The organism is Pseudomonas sp. PS01303 (assembly GCF_029959385.1).
Classification (GTDB): Bacteria; Pseudomonadota; Gammaproteobacteria; order Pseudomonadales; family Pseudomonadaceae; genus Aquipseudomonas; species Aquipseudomonas rustica.
Genome location: NZ_JASCPK010000008.1, coordinates 47,915 through 63,131 on the forward strand (window position 1 = coordinate 47,915; position 15,217 = coordinate 63,131).

Below are 15,217 nucleotides of genomic sequence, written 5' to 3' on the forward strand. Positions count from 1 at the left end.
ACTCAGCGCAACATGCCGCTGCCGTAGCCCTTCAGGTTGGCTTTCTTCATCAGGGATTCGTACTGGTGCGAAACGAGGTGCGATTGTACTTGGGACATGAAGTCCATCACAACCACGACCACGATCAGCAACGAGGTCCCGCCAAGGTAGAACGGTACGTTTGCTGCGACCACCAGGAACTGGGGAAGCAGGCACACGGCCGTCATGTAAAGAGCACCGAACATGGTCAAGCGAGTCAGAACGCCATCAATGTAGCGCGCAGACTGCTCACCTGGACGGATGCCCGGAATAAAGGCACCGGACTTCTTCAGGTTTTCCGCTACGTCTTTCGGATTGAACATCAACGCCGTATAGAAGAAGCAGAAGAAAATAATCCCTGCACTAAACAGCAGAATATTCAACGGCTGACCAGGAGCGATCGACTGCGAGATGTCCTGCAACCAGCCCATACCTTCAGACTGACCAAACCAGGCACCCAACGAAGCCGGGAACAGCAAAATGCTGCTCGCGAAAATAGCTGGAATAACACCAGCCATGTTCACTTTCAGCGGCAAGTGGCTTGTCTGCGCAGCAAAAACCTTGCGGCCCTGCTGACGCTTGGCGTAGTGAACAGCAATACGACGCTGACCACGCTCAATGAACACCACGAAACCGATAATCGCTACTGCCAGCAAACCGATGGCAACCAAGGCGAAGATGTTGATATCACCCTGACGTGCAGACTCGAAAGACTGCCCGATTGCTCTCGGAAGACCGGCGACGATACCCGAAAAAATCAACATCGAGATACCGTTACCTACACCGCGCTCAGTAATCTGCTCACCCAGCCACATCATGAACATCGCACCAGCCACAAACGTGGATACCGCGACGAAATGGAAGCCAAAGTCACCAGTGAACGCAACGCCCTGCCCCGCCAGACCTATGGACATGCCAATAGCCTGAACAAGAGCGAGGACGACGGTGCCGTAGCGGGTGTACTGGCTGATCTTGCGACGGCCAGCTTCACCTTCCTTCTTCAACTGCTCCAGCTGCGGGCTGACGGCGGTCATCAGTTGCATGATGATCGATGCCGAAATGTACGGCATGATCCCCAGTGCAAAGATGCTCATCCGTTCCAGCGCGCCGCCGGAGAACATGTTGAACAAGCTAAGAATGGTCCCCTCATTCTGTCGAAACAGGTCTGCGAGTCGGTCCGGGTTAATACCTGGAACCGGGATGTGTGCGCCTATTCGGTAGACGATAATCGCCAGGAACAGAAAACGCAGACGAGCCCAGAGTTCAGACATACCGCCTTTGCCGAGCGCAGAGAGAGCACCTTGCTTAGCCATTTATTCCTCGAACTTGCCGCCAGCTGCTTCGATAGCCGAACGCGCACCTTTGGTGGCGCCGATTCCCTTGCCGATAGTGACAGCGCGAGTCACTTCACCGGACAGCATGATTTTCACACGCTGTACGTTGACGTTGATCACGTTGGCATCTTTCAGGGACTGCACGGTAACGATGTCGCCTTCCACTTTAGCCAGCTCGGACAAACGCACTTCTGCGCGATCCATGGCCTTCAGGGAAACGAAACCGAACTTCGGCAGACGACGATGCAGCGGCTGTTGACCGCCTTCAAAGCCTGGAGCAATAGTGCCACCGGAGCGGGAGGTTTGACCTTTGTGGCCACGGCCACCAGTCTTACCCAAACCGCTACCGATACCACGGCCCGGACGATGCTTTTCGCGACGGGAACCCGGCGCTGGACTCAGATCATTGAGTTTCATCGATTAACCCTCGACACGCAGCATGTAGTAAGCCTTGTTGATCATCCCGCGATTCTCGGGAGTATCCTGGACTTCTACAGTGTGACCGATGCGACGCAGACCCAGACCCTTAACGCACAGTTTGTGGTTAGGGATGCGGCCGGTCATGCTTTTGATCAGCGTTACTTTAACGGTAGCCATGATCAGAAGATCTCCTTGACGCTTTTGCCACGCTTGGCGGCAATGGATTCAGGAGATTGCATAGCTTTCAAACCTTTGAAAGTGGCGTGAACCACGTTTACCGGGTTAGTCGAGCCGTAGCACTTGGCCAGAACGTTCTGAACGCCAGCAACTTCGAGGACAGCACGCATAGCGCCGCCAGCGATGATACCGGTACCTTCAGAAGCAGGCTGCATGTACACCTTCGAAGCGCCGTGACCGGACTTCATTGCGTACTGCAGAGTGGTGCCGTTCAGGTCAACTTGGATCATGTTGCGGCGAGCAGCTTCCATTGCCTTCTGGATCGCAGCAGGCACTTCACGTGACTTGCCACGGCCGAAGCCAACACGCCCTTTACCATCACCAACCACGGTCAACGCGGTGAAAGTGAAGATACGGCCGCCTTTAACGGTTTTGGCTACGCGGTTAACTTGAACCAGCTTCTCAATGTAGCCTTCGTCGCGCTTTTGGTCGTTATTTGACATAACTTAGAACTCCAGCCCAGCTTCACGAGCAGCATCAGCCAGCGCTTTAACGCGGCCGTGGTACTTGAAGCCAGAGCGGTCGAAAGCCACTTGCGAGACGCCAGCGGCCTTAGCACGCGTAGCGACCAGCTGGCCAACCTTTGTGGCCGCGTCGATGTTGCCAGTGGCGCCATCACGCAGTTCTTTATCCAAAGTCGAGGCAGATGCCAGAACTTTGTTGCCGTCGGCCGAGATGACCTGGGCGTAGATGTGCTGCGACGAGCGGAACACGCAGAGACGCACGACTTCTAGTTCGTGCATTTTCAGGCGTGCTTTGCGAGCGCGACGCAGTCGAGTAACTTTTTTGTCGGTCATTTGCTATGCCCTACTTCTTCTTGGCTTCTTTACGACGGACGACTTCGTCCGCGTAGCGCACACCTTTGCCTTTGTACGGCTCTGGTGGACGGAAGTCGCGGATCTCAGCGGCCACTTGACCTACCAGCTGCTTATCGATGCCCTTGATCAGGATATCGGTCTGGCTAGGAGTCTCAGCGGTGATGCCTTCCGGCAGTTCGTAATCCACTGGGTGCGAGAAGCCAAGGGCAAGGTTCAGAACCGTGCCTTTTGCTTGCGCTTTGTAACCAACACCGACCAGCTGGAGCTTACGCTCGAAGCCTTGGCTTACGCCTTGGACCATATTGTTTACCAACGCACGCGTGGTACCGGCCATTGCGCGAGTTTGTTGATCGCCATTGCGAGCAGCGAAACGCAGCTCACCAGCTTCTTCAACAATCTCAACGGACGAATGGATGTTCAGTTCGAGAGTGCCCTTGGCACCCTTCACCGAAAGCTGTTGGCCTGCGAATTTTACTTCGACACCGGCTGGCAGCTTAACGGGGTTCTTAGCGACGCGAGACATGCTTATCCCCCCTTAGAACACAGTGCAAAGAACTTCGCCGCCGACACCGGCAGCGCGCGCAGCACGATCCGTCATCACACCTTTGTTGGTGGAGACGATAGACACGCCAAGACCGCCACGAACTTTCGGCAGATCTTCAACGGACTTGTACTGACGCAGGCCTGGACGACTAACGCGCTTCACTTCTTCGATAACCGGACGGCCTTCGAAGTACTTCAGCTCGATGGACAACGACGGCTTGGCGTCGGTGGTGATCTGAAAATCCGCGATGTAACCTTCGTCCTTCAGGACTTTTGCTACAGCCACCTTCAACGTGGAAGACGGCATGCTTACGACAGACTTTTCAGCCATCTGGGCATTACGGATTCGAGTTAGCATGTCCGCTAACGGGTCCTGCATACTCATGGGCTAGACGCTCCTAATACAGAAAAATTAGCCTTGCGGCTACTACTTGTCGCCGAGAACTTCCGGGCATGAAAAACACGGGCTCAGGCGAGCCGGTCATTCTAGACACACCCCAGAAATGAATCAAGCCCCAAAAGGGGCTTGATTCAGATTCAAGGCCACCGATGGTCAGGTTCTTGCGAACCTGAACATCGAGACTTTGACAGCAATTACCAGCTGGCTTTAACCAGACCTGGTACGTCACCACGCATTGCAGCTTCACGCAGCTTGTTACGGCCAAGGCCGAACTTGCGGTAAACGCCGTGCGGACGACCAGTCAGGCGGCAACGGTTACGCATGCGCGAAGCGCTTGCGTCACGTGGTTGCTTCTGCAGAGCTACGGTAGCTTCCCAACGTGCTTCTGGACTTGCGTTCAGATCAACGATGATAGCTTTCAGCGCTGCACGCTTGGTGGCGTACTTGGCAACAGTGAGCTGACGCTTCAGCTCACGGTTTTTCATGCTCTTCTTGGCCATTTTCCTACTCCAATCAGTTGCGGAACGGGAATTTGAAAGCACGCAGCAGAGCGCGGCCTTCATCATCGTTCTTGGCAGTGGTGGTCAGGGTAATGTCCAGACCGCGGAGAGCATCGATCTTGTCGTAGTCGATTTCCGGGAAAATGATCTGCTCTTTCACGCCCATGCTGTAGTTACCACGACCATCGAAGGACTTGGCATTCAGGCCGCGGAAGTCGCGAACCCGAGGCAGGGAGATCGACAGCAGACGATCCAGGAACTCGTACATACGCTCACGGCGCAGAGTCACTTTGACGCCGATCGGCCATCCTTCACGGACTTTAAAGCCAGCGATGGATTTACGAGCGTAGGTCACAACGACTTTTTGGCCGGTGATCTTTTCCAGGTCAGCAACAGCATGCTCGATGACTTTCTTGTCACCAACAGCTTCGCCCAGACCCATGTTCAGGGTGATCTTTGTAACGCGTGGAACTTCCATCACGTTCGAAAGCTTAAGTTCTTCCTTAAGCTTCGGTGCGATTTCCTTCCAGTAAATCTCTTTTAGTCGTGCCATGGTCTTCTACCTAGCAGTGTTCAAGCATCAACCGCTTTTTGGGTCGACTTGAAGACACGAATTTTCTTGCCGTCTTCTACTTTGAAACCAACGCGGTCAGCCTTGTTGGTTTCGCCGTTGAAAATGGCGACGTTAGAAGCATCCAGTGGAGCTTCTTTTTCGACGATACCGCCTTGCACGCCCGACATCGGGTTAGGCTTGGTATGACGCTTAACCAGGTTCAGACCGCTGATAACCAGACGGTTATTAGCGAGAACCTTAAGCACCTTACCGCGCTTACCTTTGTCTTTGCCGGCGATCACGATGATCTCGTCGTCACGACGAATCTTTTGCATGTCGGATCTCCTTACAGCACTTCTGGGGCGAGCGAGACGATCTTCATGAACTTCTCAGTACGAAGTTCACGGGTCACTGGCCCAAAGATACGGGTGCCGATCGGCTCTTGCTTGTTGTTCAGAAGAACAGCAGCGTTGCCATCAAAGCGGATAATGGAGCCATCAGCACGACGTACGCCGTGACGAGTGCGGACTACAACAGCAGTCATCACTTGGCCTTTTTTCACTTTACCGCGAGGAATTGCTTCCTTCACGGTAACTTTGATGATGTCACCGATACCAGCGTAACGACGATGGGAGCCACCCAGCACCTTGATGCACATAACGCGGCGAGCGCCGCTGTTATCGGCCACATCGAGCATGGATTGAGTCTGAATCATATAATTTCTCCGACCCCTAGTCCTTAGACTTCCACAGCGCGTTCGAGAACATCAACCAGCGCCCAAGACTTGGTCTTGGCCAAAGGACGAGTTTCACGAATAGTGACTTTGTCGCCGATGTGGCACTGATTGGTTTCGTCGTGCGCGTGCAGCTTAGTCGAACGCTTAACGTATTTACCGTAGATCGGGTGCTTAACGCGACGCTCGATCAGTACGGTGATGGTTTTGTCCATCTTGTCGCTGACAACACGGCCAGTCAGCGTACGGACAGTTTTTTCGGCTTCAGCCATGATTACTTACCTGCCTGCTGGTTGAGCACAGTCTTCACGCGAGCGATGTCACGCTTAACTTGCGAGAGCAGATGCGACTGCCCCAACTGGCCAGTTGCTTTCTGCATACGCAGATTGAACTGGTCGCGCAGCAAGCCGAGCAGTTGCTCATTCAGCTGCTGTGCGGATTTTTCACGAAGTTCATTCGCTTTCATCACATCACCGTCCGTTTAACAAAGGCGGTGGCGAGCGGCAGCTTTGCAGCAGCCAGGGCAAAAGCCTCACGCGCCAGCTCTTCAGAAACACCCTCGATTTCATACAGGACTTTGCCTGGCTGAATCTGGGCAACCCAGTACTCCACACTACCCTTACCTTTACCCATACGAACTTCGAGGGGCTTTTTGGAAATAGGCTTGTCCGGGAATACACGGATCCAGATCTTGCCGCCACGTTTAACGTGACGGGTCAGTGCACGACGCGCTGACTCGATCTGACGAGCGGTGAGACGACCACGAGCTACAGACTTCAGCGCGAACTCGCCGAAGCTGACTTTGCTACCGCGCTGAGCCAGACCACGGTTGTGGCCTGTCATCTGCTTGCGGAACTTCGTACGCTTAGGTTGCAACATTTGGCGTACCCCTTACTTAGCAGCTTTTTTACGAGGCGCTGGTGCTTGTGGTTTCAGCTCTTCTTGGCGACCACCAATTACTTCGCCTTTGAAGATCCAAACCTTTACACCGATCACACCATAAGTGGTGTGAGCTTCGTAGTTGGCATAGTCGATGTCGGCACGCAGGGTGTGCAATGGCACACGACCTTCGCGATACCATTCAGTACGTGCGATTTCAGCACCGCCGAGACGACCGCTCACTTGGATTTTGATGCCTTTGGCACCAATGCGCATGGCGTTCTGTACTGCGCGCTTCATAGCGCGACGGAACATTACACGACGCTCCAGCTGCTGAGCTACGCTCTGCGCAACCAGCATACCGTCGAGTTCCGGCTTGCGGATCTCTTCGATATTGATGTGCACAGGCACACCCATTTGCTTGGTCAGGTCCTGACGCAGTTTCTCAACATCTTCACCTTTCTTCCCGATAACGATACCTGGACGAGCGGTGTGGATGGTGATACGTGCAGTTTGGGCCGGACGATGGATATCGATACGGCTTACGGACGCGCTTTTTAGTTTGTCTTGGAGATACTCACGCACTTTCAGATCTGCGAACAAGTAGTCCGCATAAGTCCGACCGTCTGCGTACCAGACGGAGGTGTGCTCCTTGACGATTCCCAGGCGAATGCCAATGGGATGTACTTTCTGACCCATCTCTTCGACTCCGTTACTTGTCAGCAACCTTGACAGTGATATGGCAAGACCGCTTGACGATGCGATCAGCACGGCCTTTGGCACGTGGCATGATGCGCTTCAGCGAACGCCCTTCGTTGACGAAAACGGTGCTGACCTTCAGGTCATCAACGTCTGCGCCTTCGTTATGCTCGGCGTTGGCTACGGCCGACTCCAGCACTTTCTTCATGATCTCGGCGGCTTTCTTACTGCTGAAAGCCAACAAGTTGAGCGCTTCGCCCACCTTCTTCCCGCGGATCTGGTCGGCGACCAAGCGGGCTTTCTGGGCGGAGATTCGAGCGCCCGACAACTTAGCGGCTACTTCCATTTCCTAACCCCTTAACGCTTGGCTTTCTTGTCAGCCACGTGCCCACGATAAGTGCGGGTACCGGCGAACTCGCCCAGTTTATGGCCGACCATGTCTTCGTTCACGAGAACTGGGACGTGCTGACGACCGTTATGTACGGCGATGGTCAAACCGACCATCTGTGGCAGGATCATCGAACGACGCGACCAAGTCTTAATTGGTTTGCGATCGTTCTTTTCCGCCGCCACTTCGATCTTCTTCAGTAGGTGAAGATCAATAAAAGGACCTTTTTTCAGAGAACGTGGCACTGTCGTATCCCTCTATTTACTTGCGACGACGGACGATCATTTTGTCGGTACGCTTATTACCACGAGTCTTCGCGCCCTTAGTCGGGAAGCCCCATGGCGATACCGGATGACGACCACCAGAGGTACGACCTTCACCACCACCATGTGGGTGGTCAACCGGGTTCATGGCAACACCACGAACGGTTGGGCGAACGCCACGCCAGCGTTTGGCACCAGCTTTACCCAGCGAACGCAGGCTGTGCTCGGAGTTCGAGACTTCGCCCAGGGTCGCACGGCATTCAGCCAGGACTTTACGCATTTCACCGGAACGCAGACGCAGGGTCACGTACACACCTTCACGAGCGATCAGCTGAGCCGAAGCGCCAGCGGAACGAGCGATCTGTGCGCCTTTACCTGGCTTCAGTTCGATGCCGTGTACAGTAGAACCCACTGGAATGTTGCGCAGTTGCAGAGCGTTACCTGGCTTGATTGGAGCCAGAGCGCCTGCGATCAGCTGGTCGCCAGCACTCACGCCTTTAGGGGCGATGATGTAGCGACGCTCGCCGTCTGCGTAGCAGAGCAGTGCGATGTGAGCAGTACGGTTTGGATCGTATTCGATACGCTCGACAGTGGCGACGATGCCATCTTTGTCGTTGCGACGGAAATCGACCATACGATAATGCTGCTTATGACCACCACCGATGTGACGCGTGGTAATACGGCCATTGTTGTTACGACCACCAGTCTTCGATTTTTTCTCGAGCAGCGGTGCGTGAGGAGCGCCTTTATGCAGCTCCTGGTTGACCACCTTGACCACAAAACGGCGGCCAGGGGAAGTCGGTTTGCATTTAACGATTGCCATGATGCACCCCTTCCTTACTCAGCACTGCTGCTGAAATCGAGATCTTGGCCTGGCTGAAGGGAGATAACTGCCTTCTTCCAGTCATTACGCTTGCCCAGACCGCGAGCTGTGCGCTTGCTCTTACCCAGAACGTTCAGGGTAGTAACACGCTCAACTTTCACGCTGAACAGGCTTTCGACGGCCTTCTTGATTTCCAGCTTGGTTGCGTCAGTAGCAACCTTGAAAACGAACTGGCCTTTCTTGTCTGCCAGAACCGTAGCCTTCTCGGAAACGTGCGGGCCAAGCAGAACTTTAAATACGCGTTCCTGGTTCATCCCAGCAGCTCCTCGAATTTCTTCACGGCCGACACGGTGATCAACACCTTGTCGTATGCGATCAGACTAACTGGATCGGAACCTTGAACGTCACGTACATCTACGTGCGGCAGGTTACGAGCAGCCAGGTACAGGTTCTGATCAACAGCGTCCGACACGATCAAAACGTCGGTCAGGCTCATGTTGTTCAGCTTGCCCAGCAGATCTTTGGTTTTCGGAGTTTCAACAGCGAAATCCTGAACCACGACCAGACGATCAGTACGCACCAGCTCAGCAAGGATGGAACGCATTGCTGCGCGATACATCTTCTTGTTCAGCTTCTGGGAGTGATCCTGTGGACGTGCTGCAAAAGTGGTACCGCCGCCACGCCAGATTGGGCTACGGATAGTACCGGCACGAGCACGGCCAGTACCTTTCTGACGCCATGGGCGCTTACCGCCACCACGAACGTCGGAACGGGTCTTTTGCTGCTTGGTACCTTGACGGCCGCCGGCCATGTAGGCCACGACTGCTTGGTGAACCAGCGTCTCGTTGAATTCGCCGCCAAATGTCAGTTCGGAAACTTCGATCGCTTGAGCGTCATTTACATTTAATTGCATGTCAGCTTCCCCTTAACCGCGAGCCTTGGCTGCTGGACGTACAACCAGGTTGCCGCCAGTAGCGCCAGGAACAGCACCCTTGACCAACAACAGATTGCGTTCAGCGTCCACGCGCACTACTTCCAGGGACTGCACGGTCACGCGCTCAGCGCCCATATGACCGGACATTTTTTTGCCCTTGAATACACGACCAGGAGTCTGGCACTGGCCGATAGAGCCTGGGACGCGGTGGGATACGGAGTTACCGTGGGTGTTATCTTGCCCGCGGAAATTCCAACGCTTGATCGTACCCTGGAAGCCTTTACCCTTGGACTGACCGGTTACATCAACCAGTTGACCAGCGGCGAAGATTTCAGCGTTGATCAGATCGCCAGCCTGGTACTCGCCTTCTTCCAGACGGAATTCCATGGTGGTGCGACCAGCGGCAACGTTCGCCTTAGCGAAGTGGCCAGCCTGAGCTGCTGTTACACGCGAAGCACGACGCTCGCCGACAGTGACTTGCACTGCACGATAGCCATCGGTCTCTTCAGTTTTGAACTGGGTGACGCGATTCGGTTCGATCTCAATGACCGTGACCGGAATGGAGACACCTTCTTCGGTGAAAATACGGGTCATACCGCATTTACGACCGACTACACCAATAGTCATGTTGTAAACCTCATGAGTGTACGGGGCTTTCACCCGCTATGGCCGCCCATTTCAGAGCGTTACACGACTAAGACCGAGTCTTAGCCGAGGCTGATCTGCACTTCCACACCGGCCGCAAGATCAAGCTTCATAAGAGCATCAACGGTTTTATCCGTTGGCTGGACGATGTCCAGAACGCGCTTATGAGTGCGGATTTCGTACTGGTCGCGCGCGTCTTTGTTGACGTGCGGAGAAACCAGAACGGTGAACCGCTCTTTACGGGTAGGCAGTGGAATTGGACCACGCACTTGAGCACCAGTACGTTTCGCGGTTTCCACGATTTCCTGGGTTGATTGGTCGATCAGGCGATGGTCGAAAGCCTTCAACCTGATACGGATTTGCTGATTTTGCATTGGATTTCAGACTCCGGCTGCTATTCCCACCGAGCGCAATACGCCCGTTAAAAGGAGGCGCAATTCTATAGACGCCCCATATAGGTGTCAACCCAATAAAAAAAGCCCCCCGCTGAGCGGGGGCTTTTTCAAAGCATCAAGCAATCTCTATAAAAGAGAATTACGCGATGATTTTGGCTACGACGCCAGCGCCGACGGTACGACCGCCTTCACGGATAGCGAAACGCAGACCGTCTTCCATTGCGATGGTTTTGATCAGGGTAACAGTCATCTGAATGTTGTCACCTGGCATTACCATTTCAACGCCTTCTGGCAGCTCGCAGTTACCAGTCACGTCAGTAGTACGGAAGTAGAACTGTGGACGATAGCCTTTGAAGAACGGAGTGTGACGACCGCCTTCTTCTTTGCTTAGAACGTAAACTTCTGCGGTGAAAGTGGTGTGCGGCTTAACCGAACCCGGCTTAACCAGAACCTGACCACGTTCAACGTCGTCACGCTTGGTGCCACGCAGCAGAACGCCGCAGTTCTCACCAGCACGACCTTCGTCGAGCAGCTTGCGGAACATTTCAACACCGGTGCAAGTAGTAACGGTGGTGTCACGCAGACCAACGATTTCCAGCGGATCTTGAACGCGAACGATACCGCGCTCGATACGACCAGTCACAACAGTACCGCGACCGGAGATCGAGAATACGTCTTCGATTGGCATCAGGAACGGCTTGTCAGTCACGCGAACTGGTTCTGGGATGTAGCTGTCCAGAGTTTCAACCAGTTTCTTGACGGCAGTGGTGCCCATCTCGTTGTCGTCTTTGCCTTCCAGCGCCATACGAGCCGAACCGATGATGATTGGAGTGTCATCGCCCGGGAAGTCGTAAGTCGACAGCAGGTCGCGAACTTCCATCTCAACCAGCTCCAGCAGCTCAGCGTCGTCTACCAGGTCAGCCTTGTTCAGGAAAACCACGATGTACGGAACGCCTACCTGACGGGACAGCAGGATGTGCTCACGGGTTTGTGGCATCGGACCATCAGCGGCCGAGCAAACCAGAATAGCGCCGTCCATTTGAGCAGCACCGGTGATCATGTTCTTCACATAGTCAGCGTGACCTGGGCAGTCAACGTGAGCGTAGTGACGGATCTTCGAGTTGTACTCAACGTGTGCGGTGTTGATGGTGATACCGCGAGCTTTCTCTTCTGGTGCGCTGTCGATCTTGTCGAAGTCAACGATTGCGGAACCGAAAACTTCGGAGCAAACGCGAGTCAGAGCAGCAGTCAGAGTGGTTTTACCGTGGTCAACGTGACCGATGGTGCCAACGTTGACGTGCGGTAGGGAACGATCAAATTTTTCTTTAGCCACGACAATTAACTCCTAGCCTAAAGGGGCTGAATCAGCCTTGTTTTTTGGTTACGGATTCGACGATGTGCGACGGAGCCGTATCGTATTTTTTGAATTCCATAGAGTAGCTTGCGCGACCCTGGGACATGGAACGAACGTCGGTCGCATAACCGAACATCTCACCCAGTGGAACCTCGGCACGGATAACCTTGCCGGACACTGTGTCTTCCATACCCTGGATCATGCCGCGACGACGGTTAAGGTCGCCCATCACATCACCCATATAGTCTTCAGGCGTAACAACCTCTACAGCCATGATCGGCTCAAGCAACTCACCACCGCCCTTCTGGGCCAGTTGCTTGGTCGCCATGGAGGCAGCCACTTTAAACGCCATCTCGTTGGAGTCGACGTCGTGGTAAGAACCATCGAACACGGTAGCCTTCAGGCCGATCAGCGGATAGCCGGCAACAACGCCGTTCTTCATCTGCTCTTCGATACCCTTCTGGATAGCCGGGATGTATTCCTTAGGAACCACACCACCTACAACTTCGTTCACGAATTGCAGACCTTCCTGACCTTCGTCAGCAGGAGCAAAACGGATCCAGCAGTGGCCGAACTGACCACGACCGCCGGATTGACGAACGAACTTGCCTTCGATTTCACAGTTCTTCGTGATGCGCTCACGATACGAAACCTGAGGCTTGCCGATGTTGGCTTCGACGTTGAACTCACGGCGCATCCGGTCAACCAGGATGTCCAGGTGCAGCTCGCCCATGCCGGAGATGATCGTTTGACCAGTCTCTTCATCAGTTTTAACGCGGAAAGAAGGGTCTTCCTGAGCAAGTTTGCCCAGAGCGATACCCATTTTTTCCTGGTCATCCTTGGTCTTAGGCTCTACGGCAACCGAAATAACCGGCTCCGGGAAGTCCATGCGAACCAGGATGATTGGCTTGTCAGCGTTGCAGAGGGTTTCACCAGTGGTGACGTCCTTCATGCCGATCAGGGCCGCGATGTCACCAGCGCGTACTTCCTTGATCTCTTCACGGGCGTTTGCGTGCATTTGCACCATACGACCCACGCGCTCTTTCTTGCCTTTAACCGAGTTGATCACGCCGTCGCCGGAGTTCAACACGCCCGAGTAAACGCGGACGAAGGTCAAGGTACCCACGAATGGGTCAGTGGCAATTTTAAATGCCAGAGCGGAGAACGGTTCTGCGTCGTCTGCATGACGCTCCAGCTCGATAGTCTCGTCATCAGGGTCAGTACCCTTGATGGCAGGAATATCCACTGGTGCCGGCAGGTAGTCGATCACAGCATCGAGAACCAGGGGAACGCCCTTGTTCTTGAACGAGGAACCGCAAACAGCCAAGACGATCTCACCAGCGATAGTACGCTGACGCAGAGCGGCCTTGATTTCCACGTTGGTGAGTTCTTCACCTTCGAGGTACTTGTTCATCAGCTCTTCGCTGGCTTCGGCAGCAGCCTCAACCATGTTGTTGCGCCACTCGTCAGCCAATTCTTGCAGTTCTGCAGGAATAGGCTTGCGAACAGGAACCATGCCCTTGTCAGCGTCGTTCCAGTAAACAGCTTCCATGGTCAACAGATCGATCTGACCCTGGAAGTTGTCTTCGGAACCGATAGCCAACTGGATCGGCACCGGAGTGTGACCCAGACGCTGCTTGATCTGACCGATCACGCGCAGGAAGTTGGCACCAGCACGATCCATCTTGTTTACGTAAACAAGACGTGGAACGCCGTATTTGTTGGCTTGACGCCATACGGTTTCCGACTGAGGCTCAACACCCGAAGTACCGCAGAACACAACAACAGCGCCGTCGAGTACGCGCAGGGAACGTTCAACTTCAATGGTGAAGTCTACGTGGCCCGGGGTATCGATTACGTTGAAGCGGTGCTCGTCTTTGTACTGCTTCTCGGAACCTTTCCAGAAGGCGGTGATGGCAGCAGAAGTAATGGTAATACCACGCTCCTGCTCCTGCACCATCCAGTCTGTGGTCGCGGCGCCATCATGCACCTCGCCCATTTTGTGACTTTTGCCGGTGTAAAAAAGGACGCGCTCGGTGGTGGTGGTTTTACCAGCATCCACGTGAGCGACGATACCGATGTTACGGTAGCGACTAATCGGAGTAGTACGAGCCATAAAGCCCTCGCAAAATTAGTGAAGCTAAAATTAGAAGCGGTAGTGCGAGAAAGCTTTGTTGGCTTCAGCCATACGGTGCACGTCTTCACGCTTCTTAACAGCAGCACCTTTACCTTCAGCAGCATCCAGCAGTTCGCCAGCCAAACGCAGAGCCATAGACTTCTCGCCACGCTTACGGGCGAAGTCTACCAACCAGCGCATTGCCAGAGCGTTACGACGGGAAGGACGAACCTCGACCGGAACCTGGTAAGTAGCACCACCAACGCGGCGCGACTTCACTTCGACCAGCGGAGCGATGGCGTCGAGTGCTTTTTCGAAGAGTTCCAGGGGATCGGTGCCAGCCTTACGGGTCGCAACGGTTTCCAGGGCACCATAAACGATACGCTCGGCAACGGCTTTCTTGCCGCTTTCCATAACGTGGTTCATGAATTTGGCGAGGATCTGGCTTCCGTATTTCGGATCGTCCAGAATCTCACGCTTTGCTGCTACGCGACGTCTTGGCATGATAAGCCCTCAAGCGGTCTTCAGGTTAGCTCGGGACAGATCCAATGGATGCGTGCCCGACCTTACTCTTATCGACTCAATAAAATGAAAATCTGCAAAACGACCGATTACTTCGGACGCTTGGTACCGTACTTCGAACGACCCTGGTTACGACCTTTAACGCCGGAAGTATCCAAAGAACCGCGAACGGTGTGGTAACGAACACCTGGCAAGTCTTTTACACGACCGCCGCGGATCAGTACCACGCTGTGCTCTTGCAGGTTGTGACCTTCACCACCGATGTACGAAGAAACTTCGAAACCGTTGGTCAGGCGCACACGGCATACTTTACGCAGTGCCGAGTTAGGTTTTTTCGGCGTGGTGGTGTACACACGGGTGCACACGCCACGACGTTGCGGGCAGTTCTGCAGCGCAGGTACGTCGGATTTCTCGACGATACGCTTACGCGGCTGACGTACCAGCTGGTTGATAGTTGCCATCTACTAGCTCCACTGTTGTCTTGCGACGCTATTGTCTTGCAAGAAAAGCAAAATGGCAGGAACGAATTCCCGCCAAATTTAGGGGATCAAGAGTCTAAAGAGGATCTTGTCCCCAGTCAAGGCAAGGCCCCGACCTCCCCGCCCCTCGAACCTCGACAAAATGTCTCGATTCGACGAACGGG

Annotated in this window: 26 protein-coding genes; all 26 read right to left on the reverse strand. The window is 54.2% G+C overall.

Going from position 1 to position 15,217, the window contains the following annotated elements:
• Positions 1-2: 2 nt before the first annotated feature.
• Positions 3-1,331, reverse strand: a complete 1,329-nt coding sequence (gene secY / locus QMX93_RS05285) for a preprotein translocase subunit SecY (RefSeq protein WP_003228718.1) — start codon at positions 1,329-1,331, stop codon at positions 3-5.
• Positions 1,332-1,769 (reverse strand): 50S ribosomal protein L15, encoded by a 438-nt coding sequence (gene rplO / locus QMX93_RS05290; protein ID WP_042561340.1) that lies wholly within the window; start codon positions 1,767-1,769, stop codon positions 1,332-1,334.
• A gap of 3 nt (positions 1,770-1,772) precedes the next feature.
• A complete protein-coding gene (gene rpmD, locus QMX93_RS05295; protein ID WP_003176408.1) occupies positions 1,773-1,949 on the reverse strand; it encodes a 50S ribosomal protein L30 in 177 nt (58 codons plus the stop codon).
• A 2-nt stretch (positions 1,950-1,951) separates the two neighbouring features.
• Positions 1,952-2,452 (reverse strand): 30S ribosomal protein S5, encoded by a 501-nt coding sequence (rpsE, locus tag QMX93_RS05300; protein ID WP_007943782.1) that lies wholly within the window; start codon positions 2,450-2,452, stop codon positions 1,952-1,954.
• A gap of 3 nt (positions 2,453-2,455) precedes the next feature.
• Complete coding sequence (rplR, locus tag QMX93_RS05305) at positions 2,456-2,806, reverse strand: 50S ribosomal protein L18 (RefSeq protein WP_003186037.1); 351 nt, start codon at positions 2,804-2,806, stop codon at positions 2,456-2,458.
• A gap of 10 nt (positions 2,807-2,816) precedes the next feature.
• Positions 2,817-3,350: a 50S ribosomal protein L6 gene (rplF, locus tag QMX93_RS05310; RefSeq protein ID WP_003176412.1), complete on the reverse strand. Its 534-nt coding sequence runs from the start codon at positions 3,348-3,350 to the stop codon at positions 2,817-2,819.
• 12 nt (positions 3,351-3,362) lie between these two features.
• Entirely contained in the window at positions 3,363-3,755 is a 393-nt protein-coding gene (gene rpsH, locus QMX93_RS05315; protein WP_007918458.1) for a 30S ribosomal protein S8, read from the reverse strand.
• Between the two features lie 209 nt (positions 3,756-3,964).
• Positions 3,965-4,270, reverse strand: a complete 306-nt coding sequence (gene rpsN / locus QMX93_RS05320; RefSeq protein WP_003228726.1) for a 30S ribosomal protein S14 — start codon at positions 4,268-4,270, stop codon at positions 3,965-3,967.
• A 13-nt stretch (positions 4,271-4,283) separates the two neighbouring features.
• Positions 4,284-4,823, reverse strand: coding sequence for a 50S ribosomal protein L5 (rplE, locus tag QMX93_RS05325; protein WP_003176415.1), 540 nt, complete (start codon positions 4,821-4,823; stop codon positions 4,284-4,286).
• A gap of 20 nt (positions 4,824-4,843) precedes the next feature.
• On the reverse strand, positions 4,844-5,158 hold the full coding sequence (gene rplX / locus QMX93_RS05330; RefSeq protein ID WP_008081905.1) for a 50S ribosomal protein L24: 315 nt from the start codon (positions 5,156-5,158) through the stop codon (positions 4,844-4,846).
• Positions 5,159-5,169: 11 nt separating this feature from the next.
• Complete coding sequence (gene rplN / locus QMX93_RS05335; protein WP_002555479.1) at positions 5,170-5,538, reverse strand: 50S ribosomal protein L14; 369 nt, start codon at positions 5,536-5,538, stop codon at positions 5,170-5,172.
• 23 nt (positions 5,539-5,561) lie between these two features.
• Positions 5,562-5,828, reverse strand: coding sequence for a 30S ribosomal protein S17 (gene rpsQ / locus QMX93_RS05340; protein WP_003176419.1), 267 nt, complete (start codon positions 5,826-5,828; stop codon positions 5,562-5,564).
• Between the two features lie 2 nt (positions 5,829-5,830).
• Positions 5,831-6,022, reverse strand: a complete 192-nt coding sequence (rpmC, locus tag QMX93_RS05345) for a 50S ribosomal protein L29 (RefSeq protein ID WP_002555481.1) — start codon at positions 6,020-6,022, stop codon at positions 5,831-5,833.
• Complete coding sequence (rplP, locus tag QMX93_RS05350; RefSeq protein ID WP_007896757.1) at positions 6,022-6,435, reverse strand: 50S ribosomal protein L16; 414 nt, start codon at positions 6,433-6,435, stop codon at positions 6,022-6,024. The genes rpmC and rplP overlap by 1 nt, the downstream gene beginning before the upstream one ends.
• A 12-nt stretch (positions 6,436-6,447) precedes the next feature.
• Positions 6,448-7,134: a 30S ribosomal protein S3 gene (rpsC, locus tag QMX93_RS05355; protein WP_003176422.1), complete on the reverse strand. Its 687-nt coding sequence runs from the start codon at positions 7,132-7,134 to the stop codon at positions 6,448-6,450.
• Between the two features lie 13 nt (positions 7,135-7,147).
• Positions 7,148-7,480, reverse strand: a complete 333-nt coding sequence (gene rplV, locus QMX93_RS05360) for a 50S ribosomal protein L22 (RefSeq protein ID WP_003103908.1) — start codon at positions 7,478-7,480, stop codon at positions 7,148-7,150.
• A gap of 11 nt (positions 7,481-7,491) precedes the next feature.
• A complete protein-coding gene (gene rpsS / locus QMX93_RS05365; RefSeq protein WP_003228731.1) occupies positions 7,492-7,767 on the reverse strand; it encodes a 30S ribosomal protein S19 in 276 nt (91 codons plus the stop codon).
• A gap of 16 nt (positions 7,768-7,783) precedes the next feature.
• Positions 7,784-8,608, reverse strand: a complete 825-nt coding sequence (gene rplB, locus QMX93_RS05370; RefSeq protein ID WP_003228734.1) for a 50S ribosomal protein L2 — start codon at positions 8,606-8,608, stop codon at positions 7,784-7,786.
• A gap of 14 nt (positions 8,609-8,622) precedes the next feature.
• On the reverse strand, positions 8,623-8,922 hold the full coding sequence (gene rplW, locus QMX93_RS05375) for a 50S ribosomal protein L23 (protein ID WP_002555488.1): 300 nt from the start codon (positions 8,920-8,922) through the stop codon (positions 8,623-8,625).
• Entirely contained in the window at positions 8,919-9,521 is a 603-nt protein-coding gene (rplD, locus tag QMX93_RS05380; RefSeq protein WP_007918468.1) for a 50S ribosomal protein L4, read from the reverse strand. Before rplD ends, rplW begins: the two co-directional genes overlap by 4 nt.
• Positions 9,522-9,533: 12 nt before the next feature.
• A complete protein-coding gene (gene rplC / locus QMX93_RS05385) occupies positions 9,534-10,169 on the reverse strand; it encodes a 50S ribosomal protein L3 (protein WP_003228738.1) in 636 nt (211 codons plus the stop codon).
• Positions 10,170-10,249: 80 nt separating this feature from the next.
• Complete coding sequence (gene rpsJ / locus QMX93_RS05390) at positions 10,250-10,561, reverse strand: 30S ribosomal protein S10 (RefSeq protein ID WP_003186070.1); 312 nt, start codon at positions 10,559-10,561, stop codon at positions 10,250-10,252.
• A 160-nt stretch (positions 10,562-10,721) separates the two neighbouring features.
• On the reverse strand, positions 10,722-11,915 hold the full coding sequence (tuf, locus tag QMX93_RS05395; RefSeq protein WP_007918472.1) for an elongation factor Tu: 1,194 nt from the start codon (positions 11,913-11,915) through the stop codon (positions 10,722-10,724).
• Between the two features lie 31 nt (positions 11,916-11,946).
• Positions 11,947-14,052, reverse strand: a complete 2,106-nt coding sequence (fusA, locus tag QMX93_RS05400; protein ID WP_053124314.1) for an elongation factor G — start codon at positions 14,050-14,052, stop codon at positions 11,947-11,949.
• A gap of 30 nt (positions 14,053-14,082) precedes the next feature.
• Positions 14,083-14,556, reverse strand: coding sequence for a 30S ribosomal protein S7 (gene rpsG / locus QMX93_RS05405; RefSeq protein WP_007916467.1), 474 nt, complete (start codon positions 14,554-14,556; stop codon positions 14,083-14,085).
• 107 nt (positions 14,557-14,663) lie between these two features.
• Complete coding sequence (gene rpsL / locus QMX93_RS05410) at positions 14,664-15,035, reverse strand: 30S ribosomal protein S12 (RefSeq protein WP_003186084.1); 372 nt, start codon at positions 15,033-15,035, stop codon at positions 14,664-14,666.
• Positions 15,036-15,217: the final 182 nt, after the last annotated feature.